Origin of the sequence: Sinorhizobium fredii NGR234 (genome assembly GCF_000018545.1) — a bacterium.
In the GTDB taxonomy this organism is placed as follows: Bacteria; Pseudomonadota; Alphaproteobacteria; order Rhizobiales; family Rhizobiaceae; genus Sinorhizobium; species Sinorhizobium fredii_A.
The window spans coordinates 1,282,829-1,299,529 of record NC_012586.1 but is presented as its reverse complement, the minus strand read 5'-3'; the positions used below and the strand labels follow the sequence as shown (position 1 = coordinate 1,299,529).

Below are 16,701 nucleotides of genomic sequence, written 5' to 3'. Positions count from 1 at the left end.
TCCGGCCACCGGCAAGAAGCGGATTTCCGCAAATACTAGAGCGGGATGAGGGAAAGTGTGTGCGGTTTTCCGCCCGCATCCCGCTCTACCGTTAGAATCGATCACGTTCATGATTCTAGGTCGATCCGACCTAGAATCATCGTGATCTAAAAGAAGGGACCGCGATGCGGAAGCGTCGCGGTCGCTTCTCGCTTACTTGTATTGCTCGAGGTCGGCGGCTGCCTTTTTCAAGGCATCGGCCGGCTCGGCCTTGCCGGTGACGACCGACTGGACCATCTCGATCATCGTGTTCTGGAGGCCCTTATAGTCGGTGAAGAGCGGCTCCGGCCCACCGAAGGAGATGCCGTCGATGAACGGCTTCCAATAGGGGTTGGCGGCAACCATATCGTCCACCGCCTTGCCCGGACGCAGCGGCGTCAGGCCTTCCTGGGCCTCGTAGATCGGCTGGTTCTCGGCATTGGTCAGGAATTTGGCGAATTCGATCGCCTTTTCCTCGACGCCGGTGCCGCTGAAGACGGCAAGGCTGTCGGTGATCAACAACGTGCCCGGCCCCTTGGCGCTCGGCCCGAGTGGCAGCGGTGCGACGCCCCAATCGATCTTCGTTTCCTTGAGGCGATTCACCGCGCCGACCGACGCGTGGATCATGCCGAGCTTGCCGTCGAGAAAGATCGCCCGCACTTCGTTCTGCTCATAGGAGGTCGGCCCCTCTTCGGCATAGGGAACGATATCCTTCAGCGCCGTCAGCGCCTCGAGGTTCTCCTTGCTGTCGAAGGTGATGTTGCCGCTGGCGTCGATCACCGAACCATTGTTCGTGTAAACCCAATGCAGGAACTGGTGCATGGTGTTGTCGAAGGTCTTGGCGACAACCCCAAAGCCCGCCGTTCCGGTCTTCTTCTTGATGATCTTGGCGTATTCGAGCTCTTCCGCCCAGGTCTGCGGCGGCTTTTCCGGGTCGAGACCAGCCTCTTTGAAGAGCGCCTTGTTCCAGTAGAGCGACTTGGTGGAGAAGGCGACCGGGACGCCCCATTGCTTGCCGCTGGTCGTCACCGTGTCCATGATGAAGGGGTAGTAGGATTTCTTCTCCTCATCGGTGAAGGGGATCGGCACGATCAGTTCATTGTCGGCAAATTCCTTGAGCGTGCGCGAGCCGACATAGGCGAGCGCCACCGGCGTTCCCGACGCGGCGAGCGTCGTCACCTTGTCCTGGCACTGGCCCCAGCCGACCACTTCCGAGACGATCTTGTAGCCGGCATTCGCCTCTTCCCATTTCTTGATGAAATCGGCATGCGCCGGCTGCATCTTGTCGCCGCAGGCGAGGAAGGTGATTTCCGTGTCGGCGAGCGCCGGCAGTGCCGTCGTGGCGAGAAGCGCGAAAGTTCCGGCAATCAATGAGGCATGCTTTGTCATGGTTATTCCCCTCGCTTGTGAGCTCGTTGTTGCGGTTACTGTTTCACGGCGCCGGCGGTCAGGCCCGCGACGAGATAGCGTTGCATCAGGAAGATGAGGATGACGGCCGGCGCGATGCCGACGAAACTAGCCGCCATCAGCTCGTTCCAGATCACTTCCTGCCGGCCGAAATAGGCGTAGAGGCCGATCGGCAGGGGCATGTATTCGGTCTTCGAGTTGAAGGTCAGCGCGAAGATGAATTGCTGGGCATAGGACCCGATGAAGGTGGTGATCGCGACGACGGTGATGCCCGGCATGGCGATCGGCAGGATCACCCGGCGCAGCGTGTAGAAGTGGCTTGCCCCGTCGACGAAGGCAGCTTCGTCAAGCTCCCGCGGGATGCGCATCATGTAGGTGCGCAGCAGCCAGATACCCGAGGGAATGAGGAAGGCGACCCCCGGCACGATCATCGCGAAATAGGTGTTGAGCACGCCGAGGCTGCGCATCAGCCGAAACAGCGGGATCAGCAGCACGGCGCCGGAAAACATGTTGACCGCCAGGAAGGCGGCGAGAAGGGCGCCGCTGCCGCGAAACTTGAAGCGGGCAAAGGCGTAGGCCGACGGGACGACCAGTACCAGCACGACCGCCGTGACGATCGTCGAGATGAAGAAGGAATTGAAGATGTAGCGGGCAAAGCCCGGCACGCTCACCCACATGGTCCGATAGGCTTCGAAGGATCCGTCCTCCGGCCAGAAGCGATAGGGCGAGGAGAAGAGGAGACCGAGCGGCTTCAGCGACACGAGGAAGCCTTCGACGAAGGGCGAGAGGATGAAGCTCAGGAAGACGAAGATGCCCGCATAGATGCCGACGAGTTCGTACCAGCGATAGCGGTTGATCATGGCTGGCTGGCTCATCGGCTCTCTCCCGAGGCAAGGCGGTGCGTGACGCGGAAATAGGCGATGCAGAAGATCGACAGGAAGATGCAGATCAGCACGGCGCGCGCCGCCCCTTCGCCGTATTTCTTCGAACCGATCGCGGTGCGGTACGTGTCGATGATCATCGTCGTCGTGTCGCCGTTCGGGCCGCCCTGGGTCAGGATCCAGATGATGTCGAAGGAGTTGAAGGTGGCGATCAGCGACAGCATCGACATGGTGATCATCGACGGGACGAGCAGCGGCAGGGTGATGCGGCGAAATCGGTAGAACCGCCCTGCCCCGTCCGTCCAGGCCGCCTCGTAGAGGTCCTGCGGGATCGCCTGCATCGAGGCGAGCATGTAGAGCGTCACCAAGGGCACGCCGATCCAGACGTCGGTGATGATCGTCGCCCAGAATGCGGTCGAACCATGCGCGAGGAAAGCGACCGGTCCGTCGGCCAGACCCCAGTTCTGCAGCATGCCGGAGATCATTCCGAACTGGCCGTTATACATCCAGCCCCACATGAAGATGCCGATCGCCATCGGCACGATCCAGGGCGGCATGGTCAGCACGCGGAACAGCGACCGGCCCGGCACGGCGGCGTTCAGCATCACCGCACCGAAGGTGCCGATGATCATCTTGATCGCCACGGAAAAGGCGGTCCAGACGAAGGTGCGGAGGATCACTTCCGCAAAGGTCGCGTTGAAGATCTTGTCGTAGTTGGCGGTGCCGACCCATTTGGTCGTCTTCTTCAGCGAGGCGTCCGTGAACGACAGGATGAACGTATCGACCAGCGGATAGGCGACGATCACCGTTACGTAGAGCACGGCCGGAAGAAGCAGTATCCAGGCGAAGATGACGGTGCTGCGGCGAACACTCATGCCCCTCCCCCTTCAGGCCGCACGGGCGTGCAGGGCTTCGTCGAAGCGGTCCCACAATGGTCGCAGGTCGACGACTGTTCGCTTCATCCGCGCCTCGTCCATGGAGAGTGCAAGAATGCCGGCTTCGAGCGCGTCGAGCGGCGATACCGGCAGCGGGCCGCCGTGTTTGACGTGGGCGATGATCTCCGCCGCCATCTGCTCGTCCGCACCATAGTGCTGCGAGAGCGCCGTCTCCTTGGCGTAGCGCTTCTCGACCACCTTCTTGCCGGAAAGCACCTCGTGCACGTCGAGATAGCCGCGGATGAAGTCTCCCTCCGCCATGCCGCGCGATCCCATCACGCAGAAGCGGCGGAACTGGTCCGGAACGTTGAGGTTGGTGTGGAAGTTCATCGCCACGCCATTGGCGTATTCGATGATCGCCACCTGATAATCGATGATGTCGCCGTCGCTGTCGAAGACCTTGTCGGACCCCAGCCATCCGCTCGGCTTGCGGTGGAACAGCTGCAGGTCGTTGACGCCGTCACGGGCCGGATCGTTGACGGGGGTAAAACTCTTGCGGCCGCCGAAACTCGCGACGCGCTCCGGCCGGGCGCCGACGACACCGTTGTAGAGGTCGAGGTCGTGGCAGCATTTCTCGAGCATGAAGCTGCCGGCATAACGCCCATAGCGGCGCCAGTCGCGCATGAAGAAGGCGCCATGATAGGGTTCGATATGTTCGGCGGCTTCGATCGAAACGATCTCGCCGAGCGTTCCCGCCGCCTGGGCGGCACGCAGATCGCGATACATCGGCGCATAGCGCAGCACGAGGCCGACCATCAGCCGGTCGTGGCCGTGCTTCGCCAGAAGCGCGGCAAGTTCGACGCTCTGTTCGATCGTGCTGACGATCGGCTTTTCGCAGAAGACCTTGAGACCCGCCTCGAGACCGATGCGGATATGGTCGAGATGCATGTGGTTGGGCGAGCCGATCATCAGGAGATCGAGTGTCTCGCCGGCAATCAGTTCCTCAGGCGTCGCATAGGCCTTCCCCGCCGAAATGCCGTTATCCGAAAGCGTGGAAAGGCCGGCGGGAGCCGGGTCGACATAACCCGCGATCTCGAAGCTTTCGTCGATCGCCCTGAAGACGTAGCCCAGATATCCGAGACGGAATCCGAGTCCGATTATCCCGACTTTCATGCTGACGCCGTTCCCGTTTCGTAATTTATTTTCGTAGACTGGGATAGAATTTTCAACACGTCAACAAAAATCCGAACATTCCGGGAAAATGTGAAATTCATTTTCATGAAGTCGGGAGTGCAATGGCGATAGCAGCGGCGGCGGCGTCCTCCGGTGAACGGCGGCCTTTGCGAGTAGTCGCCGAGACGCAGGCGACCCAATTCGAAGTCTTCGGGTGATGGTCCAAGAGTGACCGGTGCGACTAAGGAACGGCAACAAAGGATAGAGGTGCGCGCCAACGCCGAATGGGCCGAATTCAATTGGTCCCGAGCCTAGCCGTTGACAGTGGCGGATGGACGTCTTCAAAAGGCTACATGAACGAAATCCGAACTCATTCTGGCGTCACGCTCGAGGACGTCGCAAAGGCGGCCGGCGTCTCGCGGTCTCAGGCATCTCGTGCACTGAGGAACGATCCCGGGGTGCGAGAGGATACAAAGGCACACATTCTCGCGACCGCCCTGAAGCTCAACTACACCCCAAATCTGGCGGCTCAGACCCTGGCCAGCCGGCAGAGCCGGGCGATCGGTATCGTCGTCGGCGACATTCTCAATCCGTTTGAAGCCCTCCTGGCCCGAGAATGCGACCAGGCGCTTCGGCAGACGGGGTATTTCGCCATGCTGGCCGTCGACGGCAATGTCAGCTCCGTGCGGGCCTTCGTCGATCAGCGGATCGCCGGGTTGGTGCTCATTGGAACGCCCGAGGAAACCGACGACATCGTCAGCGCCTCGAAATTGTTGCCGACGGTTTACGTCGGCCGAGACCTGAAGGCGGAGGGTGTCGAAAGCGTCAGTTCCGATGACACGCTCGGTGCGCGTCTTGCGACCGAGTATCTCTTGAAATTGGGCCACAGGGAAATCGCGCATGTAAGCGGCGGACACGGCGCCGGCGCAAGACGGCGCGAGGCAGCGTATCGTGAGACGATGCGCGAGGGCGGGCTTCAGCCCATCGTCGCGGCCGGTCGTTATAACGTCGATGCCGGCAGTGCGGCGGCGGATACGTTGATGGCGCGCAAAAAAAGGCCGACGGCCATCTTCGCTGCAAACGACCTTATCGCGCTCGGCGTAATCAGCCGGCTTGCGTGGCTCGGCTACCGCGTCCCGGATGATGTCGCCGTGATAGGCTTTGACGATATTCCCCTTGCCGCGTCGGAGCCGATTTCCTTGACCACCGTTCGACAGAAGGTGCCCGATATGGTCAGCGCGGCAATCGACACAGTGATGAAGCGGCTTGATGATCCGGCCGCTCCCATCAGGAACATGGTAGTTGCGCCGGAGCTGATCGTTCGGCGATCGTCGGGAACCGAGCTCTAGGCGTGTGCCAGGCAGAACCGAAGCGTCGCGGCCGAAGTGGCGATCGCATCACGCGCTGCCATCGAATAGTCCTCGTTCTCGATGCTGATCACGTCATCATAGCCGACGGCCTTCAGCGCACGCACAATGTCGAGCCAGCCGTGAACAGACGTGCCATGGCCGAGCGATACGAAGTTCCAGGATCGCCCCGAGACGGGAGTGACGTGCTTCGGATCGAGCAATCCGTCCACGCGAGACTGCAGTTCGATGCGTGTATCCTTGCCATGCACGTGGTAGATGCAATCGCCGAGGGCGTTGATCGCCGATATGGGGTCCCCGCCCATCCAGATCAGATGGCTCGGATCGAAGTTGACACCGACCGTCTTCCCGACCGCCTCGCGCAACCGGAAGAAGCTCTCGACGTTGTAGACAGCCTGCCGTCCGTGCTGTTCCACGCACAGCCGGACGCCCTTGCGCTCGGCTGCCTTCGCATAGTCTCTCCAGAAGGGAATGACGCGCTCAGACCATTGCCATTCCAGCATATGCATAGCCTCGAGCGGCCAGGACGAGGTGATCCAGTTGGGGTGTCGATCATCGGGCCCGCCGGCGGGCAAGCCCGACATCATCACGATACGGCTAACCCCGAGAAGACTTGCAAGCTCGATGGTGTCACAGGCGAGCTTGGTATCGTTGGGACCGATGTCGCCCGGATGGAGCTGGTTACCCGAGCAGTTCAACGCTGAAATTTCGAGGTTGCGCTCTCGAAGCATGCCCATCAGCCGGTCGCGCGATTTCGCGCTTGCGAGCATTTCGGCGATGTCGACATGCGGTGCGCTTGACCATCCGCCAAGGCCAAATTCGACGCAGGAGAGGCCGAGCTTCGCAACGCTGTCCAGGCACTTCTCGAGCGAAAGCGCGCCCAACCCATCCGTGTTCAATCCGATCTTCATCGATTTTGTACTTCCTAGGCGACGAGCGAGGCTGCGTGCGGCTGCGCGCGTTCTACCTTGACCGGCTGATTGCGGTCGGCCGCCGCCTGGATCGCATCGAGGATCTCCGCCGCGCGCAAGCCATCGAGAATGGAGCCGTTGGCCATAGGCTCGCCATTCGCGATGGCTTCGAGAAAATCATGGATCATGAAGCTGAACACTTCGGCATAGCCGACCGCGACACCGTCATGGGGTACCGGCAAGAGGTCCGCAAAGGGCAGCGAAGGGCTGTTTGCAATTACCGCAAAGGGAGACTGTCCCGAGCCGTCAAATCGGGCAAGCTCGTAGTGAGCGGGCATTTGCGAAGTGTAACGAACGGTGCCTTTCGTCCCCGTGACCGAGAACGACAGCGTGTTTCCCATGCCGACCGCGACGCGGCTGGCGAGGAACAATCCCTGACATCCGCTTTCGAAACGCAAAAGCGCCGACATGACGTCATCATTGTCGACGGGCAGCCGCTTGTCGCTCAGTTCAACCCTATTGTGGCCGATGCTGGTACCGGCAGGCAGGAAGCGCTCCTTGATCGAAATCGACGCAATTGCGCCGGCAATTTCGTTGACCTCGCCGCAGAGAAAACGAGCGATGTCCACCGCATGGGTGCCGATATCGAGGAGCGCACCGGGCCCTGCCCGTCCGCGTTCGTAACGCCAGCTATGGGGCAAGTTCGGATCGGCGGCATATTCGCTCTGGTATTGGACAAGGGCATTGACCGGATCGCCGATTTCGCCCGCCTCGATGAGTTTCCGGATGGCCGCGACGGCCGGGATGCGACGGTAATTGAATACCGTTGCCGAGACCGAATTGGACACCGCTGAATCCCGATAGACGATCAGCGCATCCCTGGCGGTCAGCGCCAGCGGCTTTTCGCATATGACGTGCTTTCCGGCCGCCAATGCGGCGCGGGTCACTTCGACATGCAGGAAGTTGGGCAGGCAGACGCTGACCATGCCGATTTCCGGGTCCGCCAGGACAGATTTCCAGTCGGTCGCAGTCTCCTCGAACCCCCAGGTTTGAGACAGCGCCGCCGCGAGAACCTCGCTGCTGTCGCAAACCGTTTTCAGCCGGATTCCCGGAATGCGACGTGCGAAGCGCCCGAGATTCGCACGATAACCGAAAGCGTGCGCAGCGCCGATCATGCCAGCACCAACAATGGCGACAGCGTTTCCAGACATTTGAGCGACCCTCCCGTTTAAAGTCTCACTCGATAAGAGAGCGCTCCCATGGAGTCAACTCAGATGTGCGTCCATCTCCGATTCCCTGCACGCCTCTTTCGCACCAATGTGGGAAAAATCCGACTTAAAGATTTGTGTTGCATGATGAGATCGCTCCCATAAATCTTGCTGCGTCGAAGACTGCCACTGATGTGGTCTTCTGAAATCGACACATCGTAAGGCATGGCCCAATTGAGTCGCTCTCTTGAGCTAGACGTGGGCGCGTCCCGCGAGGCTCCGCTCCAATGCCTGAAGCGCATCATGGATCAGCACCGCGAGCGCTGCCACGATAAGCCCGCCCTGCAGCACGAAGGCGAGATTGTTCGACTGCAGTCCGGCGATGATGACCTCGCCGAGCGTCTTGGCGGCAACGGTCGAGCCGATCGTTGCCGTCGCGAGGCTGATCACCACGGAAAGCCGGATGCCGGTCAGGATCACCGGCAAGGCCAGGGGAAGCTCGATCTGCAATAGCCTTTGCCGCTCTGTCATGCCGGCGCCGCGCGCCGCCTCGATCACCGCCGGAGGCAGGGTCGTCAGCCCCGTCAGGGCATTCTCGAAGATCGGCAGCAGGCCATAGAGAAAAAGGGCGATCAGCGTCGGCTTCTCGCCGAAGCCGAAGATCGGGACTGCGAGCGCCAAAACTGCCACCGGCGGGAAAGTCTGGCCGATATTGACGAGGCTGCGCGACAGCGGCAGGAATTCTGCGCCCGCCTGGCGCGTCACGAGGATCGCCAGCGACACGGCAACGACCGTTGCGGCAAGTGTCGCAATGAGCACGGTCCGAAGATGAAGGAGTGTCAGCCAGAAAAGGCTGCCCCGATTGTAGACCGCCGGGGCGCTCTCCTGCACCAGCGGCTTCAAGAGCGGCTCGAACCAACCGGGCTGCAGCAGGAAGGCCAGCAACACCAGGAACACCGGCAACCGCAGAAGCGCGGGCAGCGACGTCATCAGCGCGGCCTCGCGGCACGTTTCACCAGCCCATCGAGGCTGACCTTGCCGATGATGGCGCCATTCGCCGCCGCGACCGGCAAGGCGGACCGCCCGGACCACAGGAGTTCGGAAAGGGCCTCGCGCTGGCTGAGTGCCTCCGGTATCGGCGCGCCTTCGGCCGCGCCCGGCTCGACCGCATCGCCGGCCGTCTCGATGGCCAACAGGCGGAACGGCCGCTCAGTGGCGCCGATCAGTTCCTCGACGAAGGGGGTTTCCGGGCGCACCAGCATCTCGGCCGGCGTTCCATGCTGTACGACCTCCCCCTTGTCCATGACGGCGATCCGGTCGGCGAGATGGAAAGCCTCCTCCATGTCGTGTGTCACGAGGATGATCGTCGTGCCGAAATGCTTCTGGATCGCAAGCAGGTCGTCTTGCGCCTTGGCCCGGATGATCGGGTCGAGGGCTCCGAACGGTTCGTCCATCAGGAGCAGGTTCGGCTCCGCCGCAAGCGCCCGCGCGACGCCGACCCGCTGCTGTTGGCCGCCGGAGAGTTCATGCGGGTAGCGCGGCCCAAAGAAGTCCGGATCGAGCTGAAAGAGCGTCAGCAACTCTTCGACCTTCGCCTTGATCCGCCCTCTCTCCCAGCCGAGCAGCGTCGGCACGGTGGCGATGTTCTCGGCGACGGTGCGATGCGGGAACAGTCCATGGCCCTGGATCGCATAACCAATGCGACGACGCAGTTCGAATTCCGGCACCGAGCGATTGTCCTCGCCGTCGATCCGGATCGTCCCCGAGCTCGGCTCGACCAGGCGGTTGACCATCCTGATCAGCGTGGTCTTGCCAGAGCCCGATGTTCCGACGACGACCGTGATCGTATGCGGCATGACGGTCAGCGAGACGTCACTGACCACCTCCGTTCCGTCATATCGTTTGGTGACGCGGTCGAATTCGATCATGCGGCCTTGCCCCGGCTGTGTTGTGGACCCGTCACTTCGATCAAGGCGTCGAGCGCGATCGCCGCCGTGAAGGCCAGGACGACGGTCGGAACCGCGCCGAGCAGCACGAGGTCCATCGCCGTCTGGCCAATCCCCTGGAAGACGAAGACGCCGAAACCGCCGCCGCCGATGAGGGCGGCGATGGTGGCAAGCCCGATATTCTGGACGAGCACGATGCGGATGCCGGCAAGGATGACCGGAAAGGCCAGAGGGAATTCGACGGCCACGAGCCGCTGCCACTCGGTCATGCCGAGGCCGCGTGCGGCGTCGTTGGCGGCGCGCGGCACGCCGGCGAGCCCGACGACCGTATTGGCGACCACCGGTAGCAGCGAATAGAGAAAAAGCGCAACGAAGGCGGGAGCGACGCCGATGCCGCGAACGCCGATCGCCTCGGCCCCCGGAACATGTGCCGCAACCCAGCCGAGCGGCCCGATCAGAATGCCGAAGAGGGCGATCGACGGAACCGTCTGGATGGCGTTCAGGACATTCAACACGGCTGCCCGTAACCGGTCAACGCGGTGGCAGAGGATACCAAGCGGCAGCCCGACGGCGGTCGCCGCAGCGAGCGATCCGAGCGCCAGCGTCAGATGGCGGCCGGCCTCGGCCCAGAACGTGTCGGTCCGGCTTGCATATTCCTTGAGGATCGAAAGCCCGTCCCATCGCCCCGTGGTGAGCATGCCGCCGACGAGCGCGAGGGCGCCTGCGAGGAAAAGGAGCCGGAGGCCCGGTCCCGGCTTCAGCCGCGTCAAAGCATCGGCAACCAGAAGCGCGAAGGCAAAGACGAGGATCCAGAAGCCGGACGCCGGCGAGACGCGGGCATAGGCATTGTCCGGAGGCGCGAGGTTGCCAGCGGCACTGCCGATCAGAAAGCACAGCGCGACGAGGGCGGCAAAGGCCGCGGCCATGCGGACGAGGACGGATGTCTTCAAAGCCGCAACGACGATGCCGAACGTCAAAAGTGCGAGGAGCCCGTAGCCGAGCGACGGCGGCAGCGCCTCGAGGATCGCCCTGCCCTCGCCCTGGACGATGCGGTTTGCCCGGAATGTCGCGAAGGGCGCCAGGAACGCACCGTAAACCGCGAGGACCGCAATGATCACGCCAAGCTTGTCGAAAGGAAGATTCCTACGCTCTGTTTCCCGGATGACACCGATCGCCATGAAATGATCCGCTCGACGCACTTTTCTCAAGCGTCGTCCGACTGGCATCGGACGACGCTCTTGTCAGCCTATTTCAGGAAGCCGTTCTTCTTCAGAAAATCCTCGGCGACGGTTTTCGCCGGCTCTCCGCCCACCTGCACGCGGCCGTTCAGTTCCTGCAGCGTGACGAGATCGAGCTTTTCGAAGACGGGCTTCAACAGCGTCTCGATATTCGGATTCTCCTTCAGCACCGCCTCCCGGATGATCGCCGTCGGCTGATAGACCGGCTGGACGCTCTTGTCGTCCTCGAGGACCACGAGCCCGGAGGGTGCAATGCCACCGTCGGTGCCGTAGACCATCGCCGCATTGGCGCCGTTCGTCTGGTTGGCGGCCGCAGCGATGGTCGCGGCCGTATCGCCACCCGACAGCGTGATCAATTGCTCCGGCTTCAGCGTGAAGGCATAGGCGGTCTGGAATGCCGGCAGGGCCGCAGCGGAGTTCACGAATTCGGAGGATGCCGCCAGGATCACCTCGCCGCCGTCGCTGACATATTTCCCGAAATCTGAAAGCGTCTTGAGGCTGTTCTTCTCAACCACTTCCTTGCGCAGCGCGATCGCCCAGGTGTTGTTGGCCGGCGACGGTGTCAGCCAGACGATCTTGTTGGCGTCGTAGTCGAGCTTCTTCGCCAGTTCATAGCCTTTGGCAGCATCCTTCCAGGCAGGATCATCGGCCTTCTCGAAGAAGAAAGCGGCGTTGCCGGTATATTCCGGATAAATGTCGATTTCGCCGGCAGTGATCGCCTTGCGAACGACGGGAGTTGCGCCAAGCTGGACACGGTCCGTGGTCTTGATGTCGTTGGCGTTCAGCACGGCAAGGATGATGTTGCCGAGGACGCCGCCCTCCGTGTCGATCTTGGAGGAAACGACGACGTCGGCCTTGGCCGCGCCGCAGGCAAGCGCAAGGGCCAGGGCGGTGCCGATACATGTCTTCATCAGGGTCAGGCGCATGATTGTCTCCCTCAATTGATCGCGCAGCCGCCACTGCTCTCCGCTGCGTCCGGTTAGAGCATCCATATATGTCAGGCTTCCGCAAAGAACAGGGCAACAGCGCCTGCGAACTCATGGTTGAACTTTGGGATGCCCTGGGCCGCGCTACATACTACCCGGTTGCAATCGACGCCGAAGTCGGTCACTCTCTCGCCGGGTCTTCCCTACAGTAGGGCGGCAGTTCTCCGACCCTGCGACAGTCGATCGACACAACGCCATTCTAGAATGCCAGCATGATCCGAAGCGGCCCGGCCTGCAGCAGCGCGCGCAGTCCTTGAGAAACAGTCGAGGAGCATGATGTTCGTTTTTGTTCTAGCGCTTCTTATCGGCGTAGTGGCCGGTTTGCGTGTGATGACCGCGCCGGCGGCCGTCAGCATTGCCGCCGCGGCCGGCTGGTTGCCAGTCGCGAACAGCTGGGCTGCCTTCATGGGCTATCGATTCACGCCTTATATTTGCTGTCTCCTGGCGCTCGTCGAATATGTCACGGACCAACTGCCGAGCACGCCGAGCCGCAAGGTGCCGCAGCAATTTGGCGCCCGCATCGTCAGCGGCGGCTTTTGCGGCGCCGTACTTGGTACCGCCGGCGGCTCCTTGGTCGGCGGTGCCGTTGCCGGAGTTATCGGTGCGATCCTCGGCACGCTTGGCGGCTATGAAGCGCGAAAGCGTCTCGTCACGGCGATCGGCGGCAAGGACTTGCCGATCGCGCTTCTCGAAGATCTCGTCGCCATTCTGCTGGCGCTCTGGGTGGTGACATCATGACCAGGCATTTCGATGCGATCATCATCGGCGCCGGCCAGGCGGGGCCATCGCTCGCCGGGCGACTGACGGAAACCGGCAAGTCCGTCGCGCTCGTCGAGCGCAAGTTCTTCGGCGGCACCTGCGTCAACACCGGCTGCATGCCCACCAAGGCGATGGTGGCGAGCGCCTATGCCATCCACACGGCGCGCCGCGGGGCGGAATACGGCATGACGACCGGTCCGGTGTCCGTCGACTTCGCTCGGGTGATGGCGCGCAAGGAAAAGGTGACGCTGGATTCACGCACGGGCATCGAGGCCTGGCTGAAGGGCATGAAGAACTGCACGGTACTGGAAGGCCATGCGCGCTTCGAGAGCCCGACCGAAATCAGCGTCGATGACGAGCGGATTTCGGGCGAACAAATCTTCCTCAACGTCGGTGGGCGCGCCGCGGTCCCGGATTTTGCGGGGATCGACGCCGTTCCCTATCTCACCAACAGCTCGATCATGGAACTCGGCCACCTGCCCCGGCATCTGGTCATCGTCGGCGGCAGCTATATTGGGCTCGAATTCGCCCAGGTGTTCCGGCGTTTCGGCTCCGAGGTCACCGTCATCGAAAAGGGCCCGCGCCTGATTGCGCGCGAAGACCCGGACGTTTCGGATGCGGTCCGCACGATTCTCGAAACCGAGGGAATCCAGATCCGCCTCAATGCCGAATGCATTCGCTTCGCCGGCCACGCCGACGGTATCGCCGCCGGCGTCGACTGCACCTCGGGCGCCCCGGAGGTGATTGGCTCCGACGTCCTGCTTGCCACCGGCCGCCGACCCAACACGGACGACCTCGACCTCGACAAGGCGGGTGTGAAGACTGACACGCGCGGCTATGTCAAGGTCGACGATATGCTACGCACCAACGTGCCGCACATCTTCGCGATGGGCGACTGCAACGGCCGCGGCGCCTTCACCCACACGTCTTACAACGACTTCGAGATCGTCGCCGCGAACCTCATCGACAACGACCCGCGCCGGGTCAGCGACCGCATCCAGACCTATGCGCTCTACATCGATCCGCCGCTCGGACGGGCCGGTATGACCGAGACCGAGGCGCGCAACAGCGGCCGCAGGCTGCTGATCGGCACCCGGCCGATGACGCGCGTCGGCCGCGCCGTCGAGAAGGGCGAGACGCAGGGCTTCATGAAGGTGATCGTCGATGCAGACACGAAGGAAATTCTCGGCGCCTCGATCCTCGGAACGGGCGGCGACGAGGCGATCCAGAGCATCCTCGACGTGATGTATGCGAAAAGACCCTATACGACGATCAGCCGCGCCATGCATATTCATCCGACGGTGTCGGAACTGATCCCGACCGTGTTTGGCGATCTTTTCCCTGCGACGTAGCGCAAGGTTTCAGAGGAGCCCGCTAAGCTGGAGCGTTTGGTAGCCGGCCAACAGCGTGATCAGGCAGCCGACAAGCTGCAGGAGTGTCCTCTCCTTCATGCGTCCTCCCCCTTATTCGCGGCTCCACCACCGCAGCGACATGCAGGAGAGCCCGGCGTCGATCTTGCCGATCTCCGTCGTCTTCAGCGGCACGACCGTGTAGCCGGCCTTGTCGAGCATCTCGATCGTGCGCGGGAAATCGGCGCCGACCATCACCACGTCATTGACGCGCAACGCATTGGCGGCCGGCTCCTCGCCTTCCGGAATGATCATCTGCCTGAACTTCTTGAAGACGCCGGATCGCGCCAGGCGATTGGTGGCGAGCACCGTTTCGTCGTCAAGCAGCGAGCAGTCGGTTTTGAAGTGGAGAACGCCCTCCGGCGTCGCGACAATCTCGCTCTTGCGGCCGAGCCTGTCCAAGCAAGACTGCAGCGCCTCGGCTCCTTCAATGTCTGTGCGGGCCGAGAGCCCGATCATCACGCTTTCCGGGGCCGTCAGCACGTCGCCGCCGTCGGCGTAGCCGGCCGGCAGATCGAGGACCGTTTCGAACATCTTGCGCAGCGTCGGCGCGATTTCCTCGGTTTCCCGGACACGCGTCGCCGCACCCGGACGCAGGACGATCGCGCCCTCAGTGAAGACGAGCGCCGGATCTTCGACGAAGATCGAGTCCGGGAAGGCATCGAGCGGCGGCAGGACCTCGGCCTTGACGCCGGCGTCGCGCATTGCCTCCAGATAGGCGTCATGCTCTGCCTTGACGCCCTCATAGGTCGGGCTGCCGCGATCCTCGGCGCGCAAGCCGTCGACGACGGAGCGCGAAGGGGTGCGGACGATGATGGAATTGAAATGATAGACCGGACGCGATGTCATCGAGAGCCTGTTCCCTAAGTTAACCTGAGACTTTGCTTACGAATGCCGGATGGCCGCGGAGGGTATTGCTGACCGTGCAGATTTCCTCTTCCGCTGCTTCGGCGATCGCATGCCGCACTGCGTCGTCGATATCGCCTCTGATAGCGAATTCGATATTGAAGCGCGCCACGCGCGACGGCTCGTCCTGTGCCTTTTCGCCGGTGACTTTCGCCGAGACTTCGACGACCCGATCGAGCACACCGAACCGGCTCGCGGCAATGCGCGCACTGAGCACCAGACAGCTTGCCAGCGAGGCGTAAAGAAGATCGAGCGGGCCGAAGCCGGCCTGCGACGGGCCGGTCACGATGTCGAGCGTGCCGCCGGTGACCGAGGTCACCTGTGGGAAGCCGGTCCGCCCGACGACCGCGGTCGCGCCCGTCTGCCTCGTCTTCACTCTGAGTTCGGCCATCGACGCTTCCTCATCCCCCTGCAGCGAAGCCAATATTCCAGCAATTTCGGGATTCGGCCATGGTGGTCAGAGTCGCTTTGTGCGCCGACACGGCTGACGTGTGGCCGCAATCAACGCCCGACGGCTTCTCCCGTAGTTTTCAGGAAGAAATGCACCTTTCCGACGTCGATCGGCACTTCGATGACATCATCCGGCGAAATGCGTGCAGCGGCATGCACCTGGGCGGTGAAGGCGGCCGACCCGACTTTTCCGAGAACGAGTGTGTGGGGACCGAGCGGCTCGATATCGCGCACCTGCAGCTTGATCTTCGGGAGACCTGCATCGGTCGCAATCGTGTGCTCCGGCCGGATGCCGAGCACGACCGCCTCGCCGACATGAGGAGCAAGCTTGCGCGCCATCTCATCCGCAAGCGGAAAGGCGACGTCGCCGGGCGCCCGGAACGTCAGGCCTGCATCGCCCCTTTCGAGGACGCCTTCGATGAAATTCATGCTCGGTGCGCCGATGAAGGCGGCCACGAAGAGATTGGCAGGCGCTTCATAAAGGGTGATCGGATCGGCGGCCTGTTCGATCCGCCCCTGGTTCATCACCACGACGCGGTCCGCCATGGTCATCGCCTCGACCTGGTCGTGCGTCACATAGACGGCCGTGGTCTGCAGGCGCCGATGCAGAAGCTTGATCTCGGTGCGCATTTCGATCCTGAGCTTGGCGTCGAGGTTCGACAGCGGCTCGTCGAAAAGGAAAACGTCCGGCTGGCGGACGATCGCGCGGCCGATCGCGACGCGCTGCCTTTGACCGCCGGAGAGCGCGCTCGGCTTGCGGTTGAGATAGGCGCCGAGGTTCAGGATGCGGGCGGCTTCCGCCACGGATTTCTCGATGTCGCCCTTCGGCGTGCCGCGAACCTTCATGCCATAGCCGATGTTTTCGGCGACCGTCATATGCGGATAGAGAGCATAGTTCTGGAACACCATCGAGCAGTTTCGCAGCCCCGGCCGCAGGTCGGTGACATCCCGTTCGCCGATCCGGATCGTGCCCGAAGTCGCGCTTTCCAAACCGGCGATCATTCTGAGCGTCGTCGTCTTGCCGCAGCCGGAGGGGCCGACGAGAACGACGAACTCGCGGTCGGCGATCGAAAGATCGAGCGGCGGAATGACCGTAACGCTGCCGAAAGATTTGGTAACTTGCTCCAGGCGGACCTGCGACATTCGAATGCCTTTCTCGATCCCCAT

General features: G+C 62.3%; 16 protein-coding genes and 1 pseudogene. 3 read left to right on the top strand and 14 right to left on the bottom strand.

Annotated elements, in window-relative coordinates:
* Positions 1–192: 192 nt before the first annotated feature.
* Genes NGR_RS06245 through NGR_RS06230 form a run of 4 tightly spaced genes read right to left on the bottom strand, consistent with a single transcriptional unit; the run spans position 193 to position 4,354 of the window.
* Positions 193–1,407: an ABC transporter substrate-binding protein gene (locus NGR_RS06245; RefSeq protein ID WP_015887406.1), complete on the bottom strand. Its 1,215-nt coding sequence runs from the start codon at positions 1,405–1,407 to the stop codon at positions 193–195.
* Between the two features lie 35 nt (positions 1,408–1,442).
* Positions 1,443–2,300: a carbohydrate ABC transporter permease gene (locus NGR_RS06240; protein WP_015887405.1), complete on the bottom strand. Its 858-nt coding sequence runs from the start codon at positions 2,298–2,300 to the stop codon at positions 1,443–1,445.
* Positions 2,297–3,181, bottom strand: coding sequence for a carbohydrate ABC transporter permease (locus tag NGR_RS06235; RefSeq protein ID WP_015887404.1), 885 nt, complete (start codon positions 3,179–3,181; stop codon positions 2,297–2,299). The genes NGR_RS06240 and NGR_RS06235 overlap by 4 nt, the downstream gene beginning before the upstream one ends.
* A 12-nt stretch (positions 3,182–3,193) precedes the next feature.
* Positions 3,194–4,354: a Gfo/Idh/MocA family protein gene (locus tag NGR_RS06230; RefSeq protein WP_015887403.1), complete on the bottom strand. Its 1,161-nt coding sequence runs from the start codon at positions 4,352–4,354 to the stop codon at positions 3,194–3,196.
* Between the two features lie 353 nt (positions 4,355–4,707).
* Here NGR_RS06230 and NGR_RS06225 point away from each other — a divergent pair, with 353 nt between their 5' ends.
* Positions 4,708–5,703: a LacI family DNA-binding transcriptional regulator gene (locus NGR_RS06225; RefSeq protein ID WP_240545064.1), complete on the top strand. Its 996-nt coding sequence runs from the start codon at positions 4,708–4,710 to the stop codon at positions 5,701–5,703.
* Here NGR_RS06225 and NGR_RS06220 read toward each other — a convergent pair.
* The 6 genes from NGR_RS06220 to osmF form a co-directional block, all read right to left on the bottom strand.
* The gene (locus tag NGR_RS06220) at positions 5,700–6,632 is read right to left on the bottom strand and encodes a sugar phosphate isomerase/epimerase family protein (protein WP_015887400.1); all 933 of its coding nucleotides are present in this window, start codon (positions 6,630–6,632) and stop codon (positions 5,700–5,702) included. The two genes, NGR_RS06225 and NGR_RS06220, sit on opposite strands and share 4 nt — an antisense overlap.
* Positions 6,633–6,646: 14 nt before the next feature.
* On the bottom strand, positions 6,647–7,843 hold the full coding sequence (locus NGR_RS06215; protein ID WP_015887399.1) for a Gfo/Idh/MocA family protein: 1,197 nt from the start codon (positions 7,841–7,843) through the stop codon (positions 6,647–6,649).
* A 249-nt stretch (positions 7,844–8,092) separates the two neighbouring features.
* Entirely contained in the window at positions 8,093–8,830 is a 738-nt protein-coding gene (locus NGR_RS06210) for an ABC transporter permease (RefSeq protein ID WP_015887398.1), read from the bottom strand.
* Positions 8,830–9,768: an ABC transporter ATP-binding protein gene (locus NGR_RS06205; RefSeq protein WP_015887397.1), complete on the bottom strand. Its 939-nt coding sequence runs from the start codon at positions 9,766–9,768 to the stop codon at positions 8,830–8,832. Before NGR_RS06205 ends, NGR_RS06210 begins: the two co-directional genes overlap by 1 nt.
* Entirely contained in the window at positions 9,765–10,964 is a 1,200-nt protein-coding gene (locus NGR_RS06200; protein ID WP_164923925.1) for an ABC transporter permease, read from the bottom strand. The genes NGR_RS06205 and NGR_RS06200 overlap by 4 nt, the downstream gene beginning before the upstream one ends.
* A gap of 68 nt (positions 10,965–11,032) precedes the next feature.
* Positions 11,033–11,950: a glycine betaine ABC transporter substrate-binding protein OsmF gene (gene osmF / locus NGR_RS06195; RefSeq protein WP_015887395.1), complete on the bottom strand. Its 918-nt coding sequence runs from the start codon at positions 11,948–11,950 to the stop codon at positions 11,033–11,035.
* A 336-nt stretch (positions 11,951–12,286) separates the two neighbouring features.
* Here osmF and NGR_RS06190 point away from each other — a divergent pair, with 336 nt between their 5' ends.
* Together NGR_RS06190 and NGR_RS06185 are read left to right on the top strand one after the other, a co-directional pair.
* Positions 12,287–12,748, top strand: a complete 462-nt coding sequence (locus NGR_RS06190; RefSeq protein WP_015887394.1) for a membrane protein — start codon at positions 12,287–12,289, stop codon at positions 12,746–12,748.
* Positions 12,745–14,121 (top strand): FAD-containing oxidoreductase, encoded by a 1,377-nt coding sequence (locus tag NGR_RS06185; protein WP_015887393.1) that lies wholly within the window; start codon positions 12,745–12,747, stop codon positions 14,119–14,121. Before NGR_RS06190 ends, NGR_RS06185 begins: the two co-directional genes overlap by 4 nt.
* 9 nt (positions 14,122–14,130) lie before the next feature.
* On the opposite strand, the pseudogene NGR_RS33655 reads toward NGR_RS06185, so the two are convergent.
* From NGR_RS33655 to NGR_RS06165, 4 genes and pseudogenes are all read right to left on the bottom strand, one after another.
* Positions 14,131–14,220, bottom strand: a pseudogene (locus tag NGR_RS33655) (sulfite exporter TauE/SafE family protein); the annotation flags it as partial.
* A 12-nt stretch (positions 14,221–14,232) separates the two neighbouring features.
* A complete protein-coding gene (locus NGR_RS06175; protein WP_015887392.1) occupies positions 14,233–15,027 on the bottom strand; it encodes a dimethylarginine dimethylaminohydrolase family protein in 795 nt (264 codons plus the stop codon).
* Positions 15,028–15,046: 19 nt separating this feature from the next.
* Positions 15,047–15,475: an OsmC family protein gene (locus NGR_RS06170; RefSeq protein ID WP_015887391.1), complete on the bottom strand. Its 429-nt coding sequence runs from the start codon at positions 15,473–15,475 to the stop codon at positions 15,047–15,049.
* Positions 15,476–15,585: 110 nt separating this feature from the next.
* A complete protein-coding gene (locus NGR_RS06165; protein ID WP_164923924.1) occupies positions 15,586–16,677 on the bottom strand; it encodes an ABC transporter ATP-binding protein in 1,092 nt (363 codons plus the stop codon).
* Positions 16,678–16,701 lie beyond the last annotated feature (24 nt).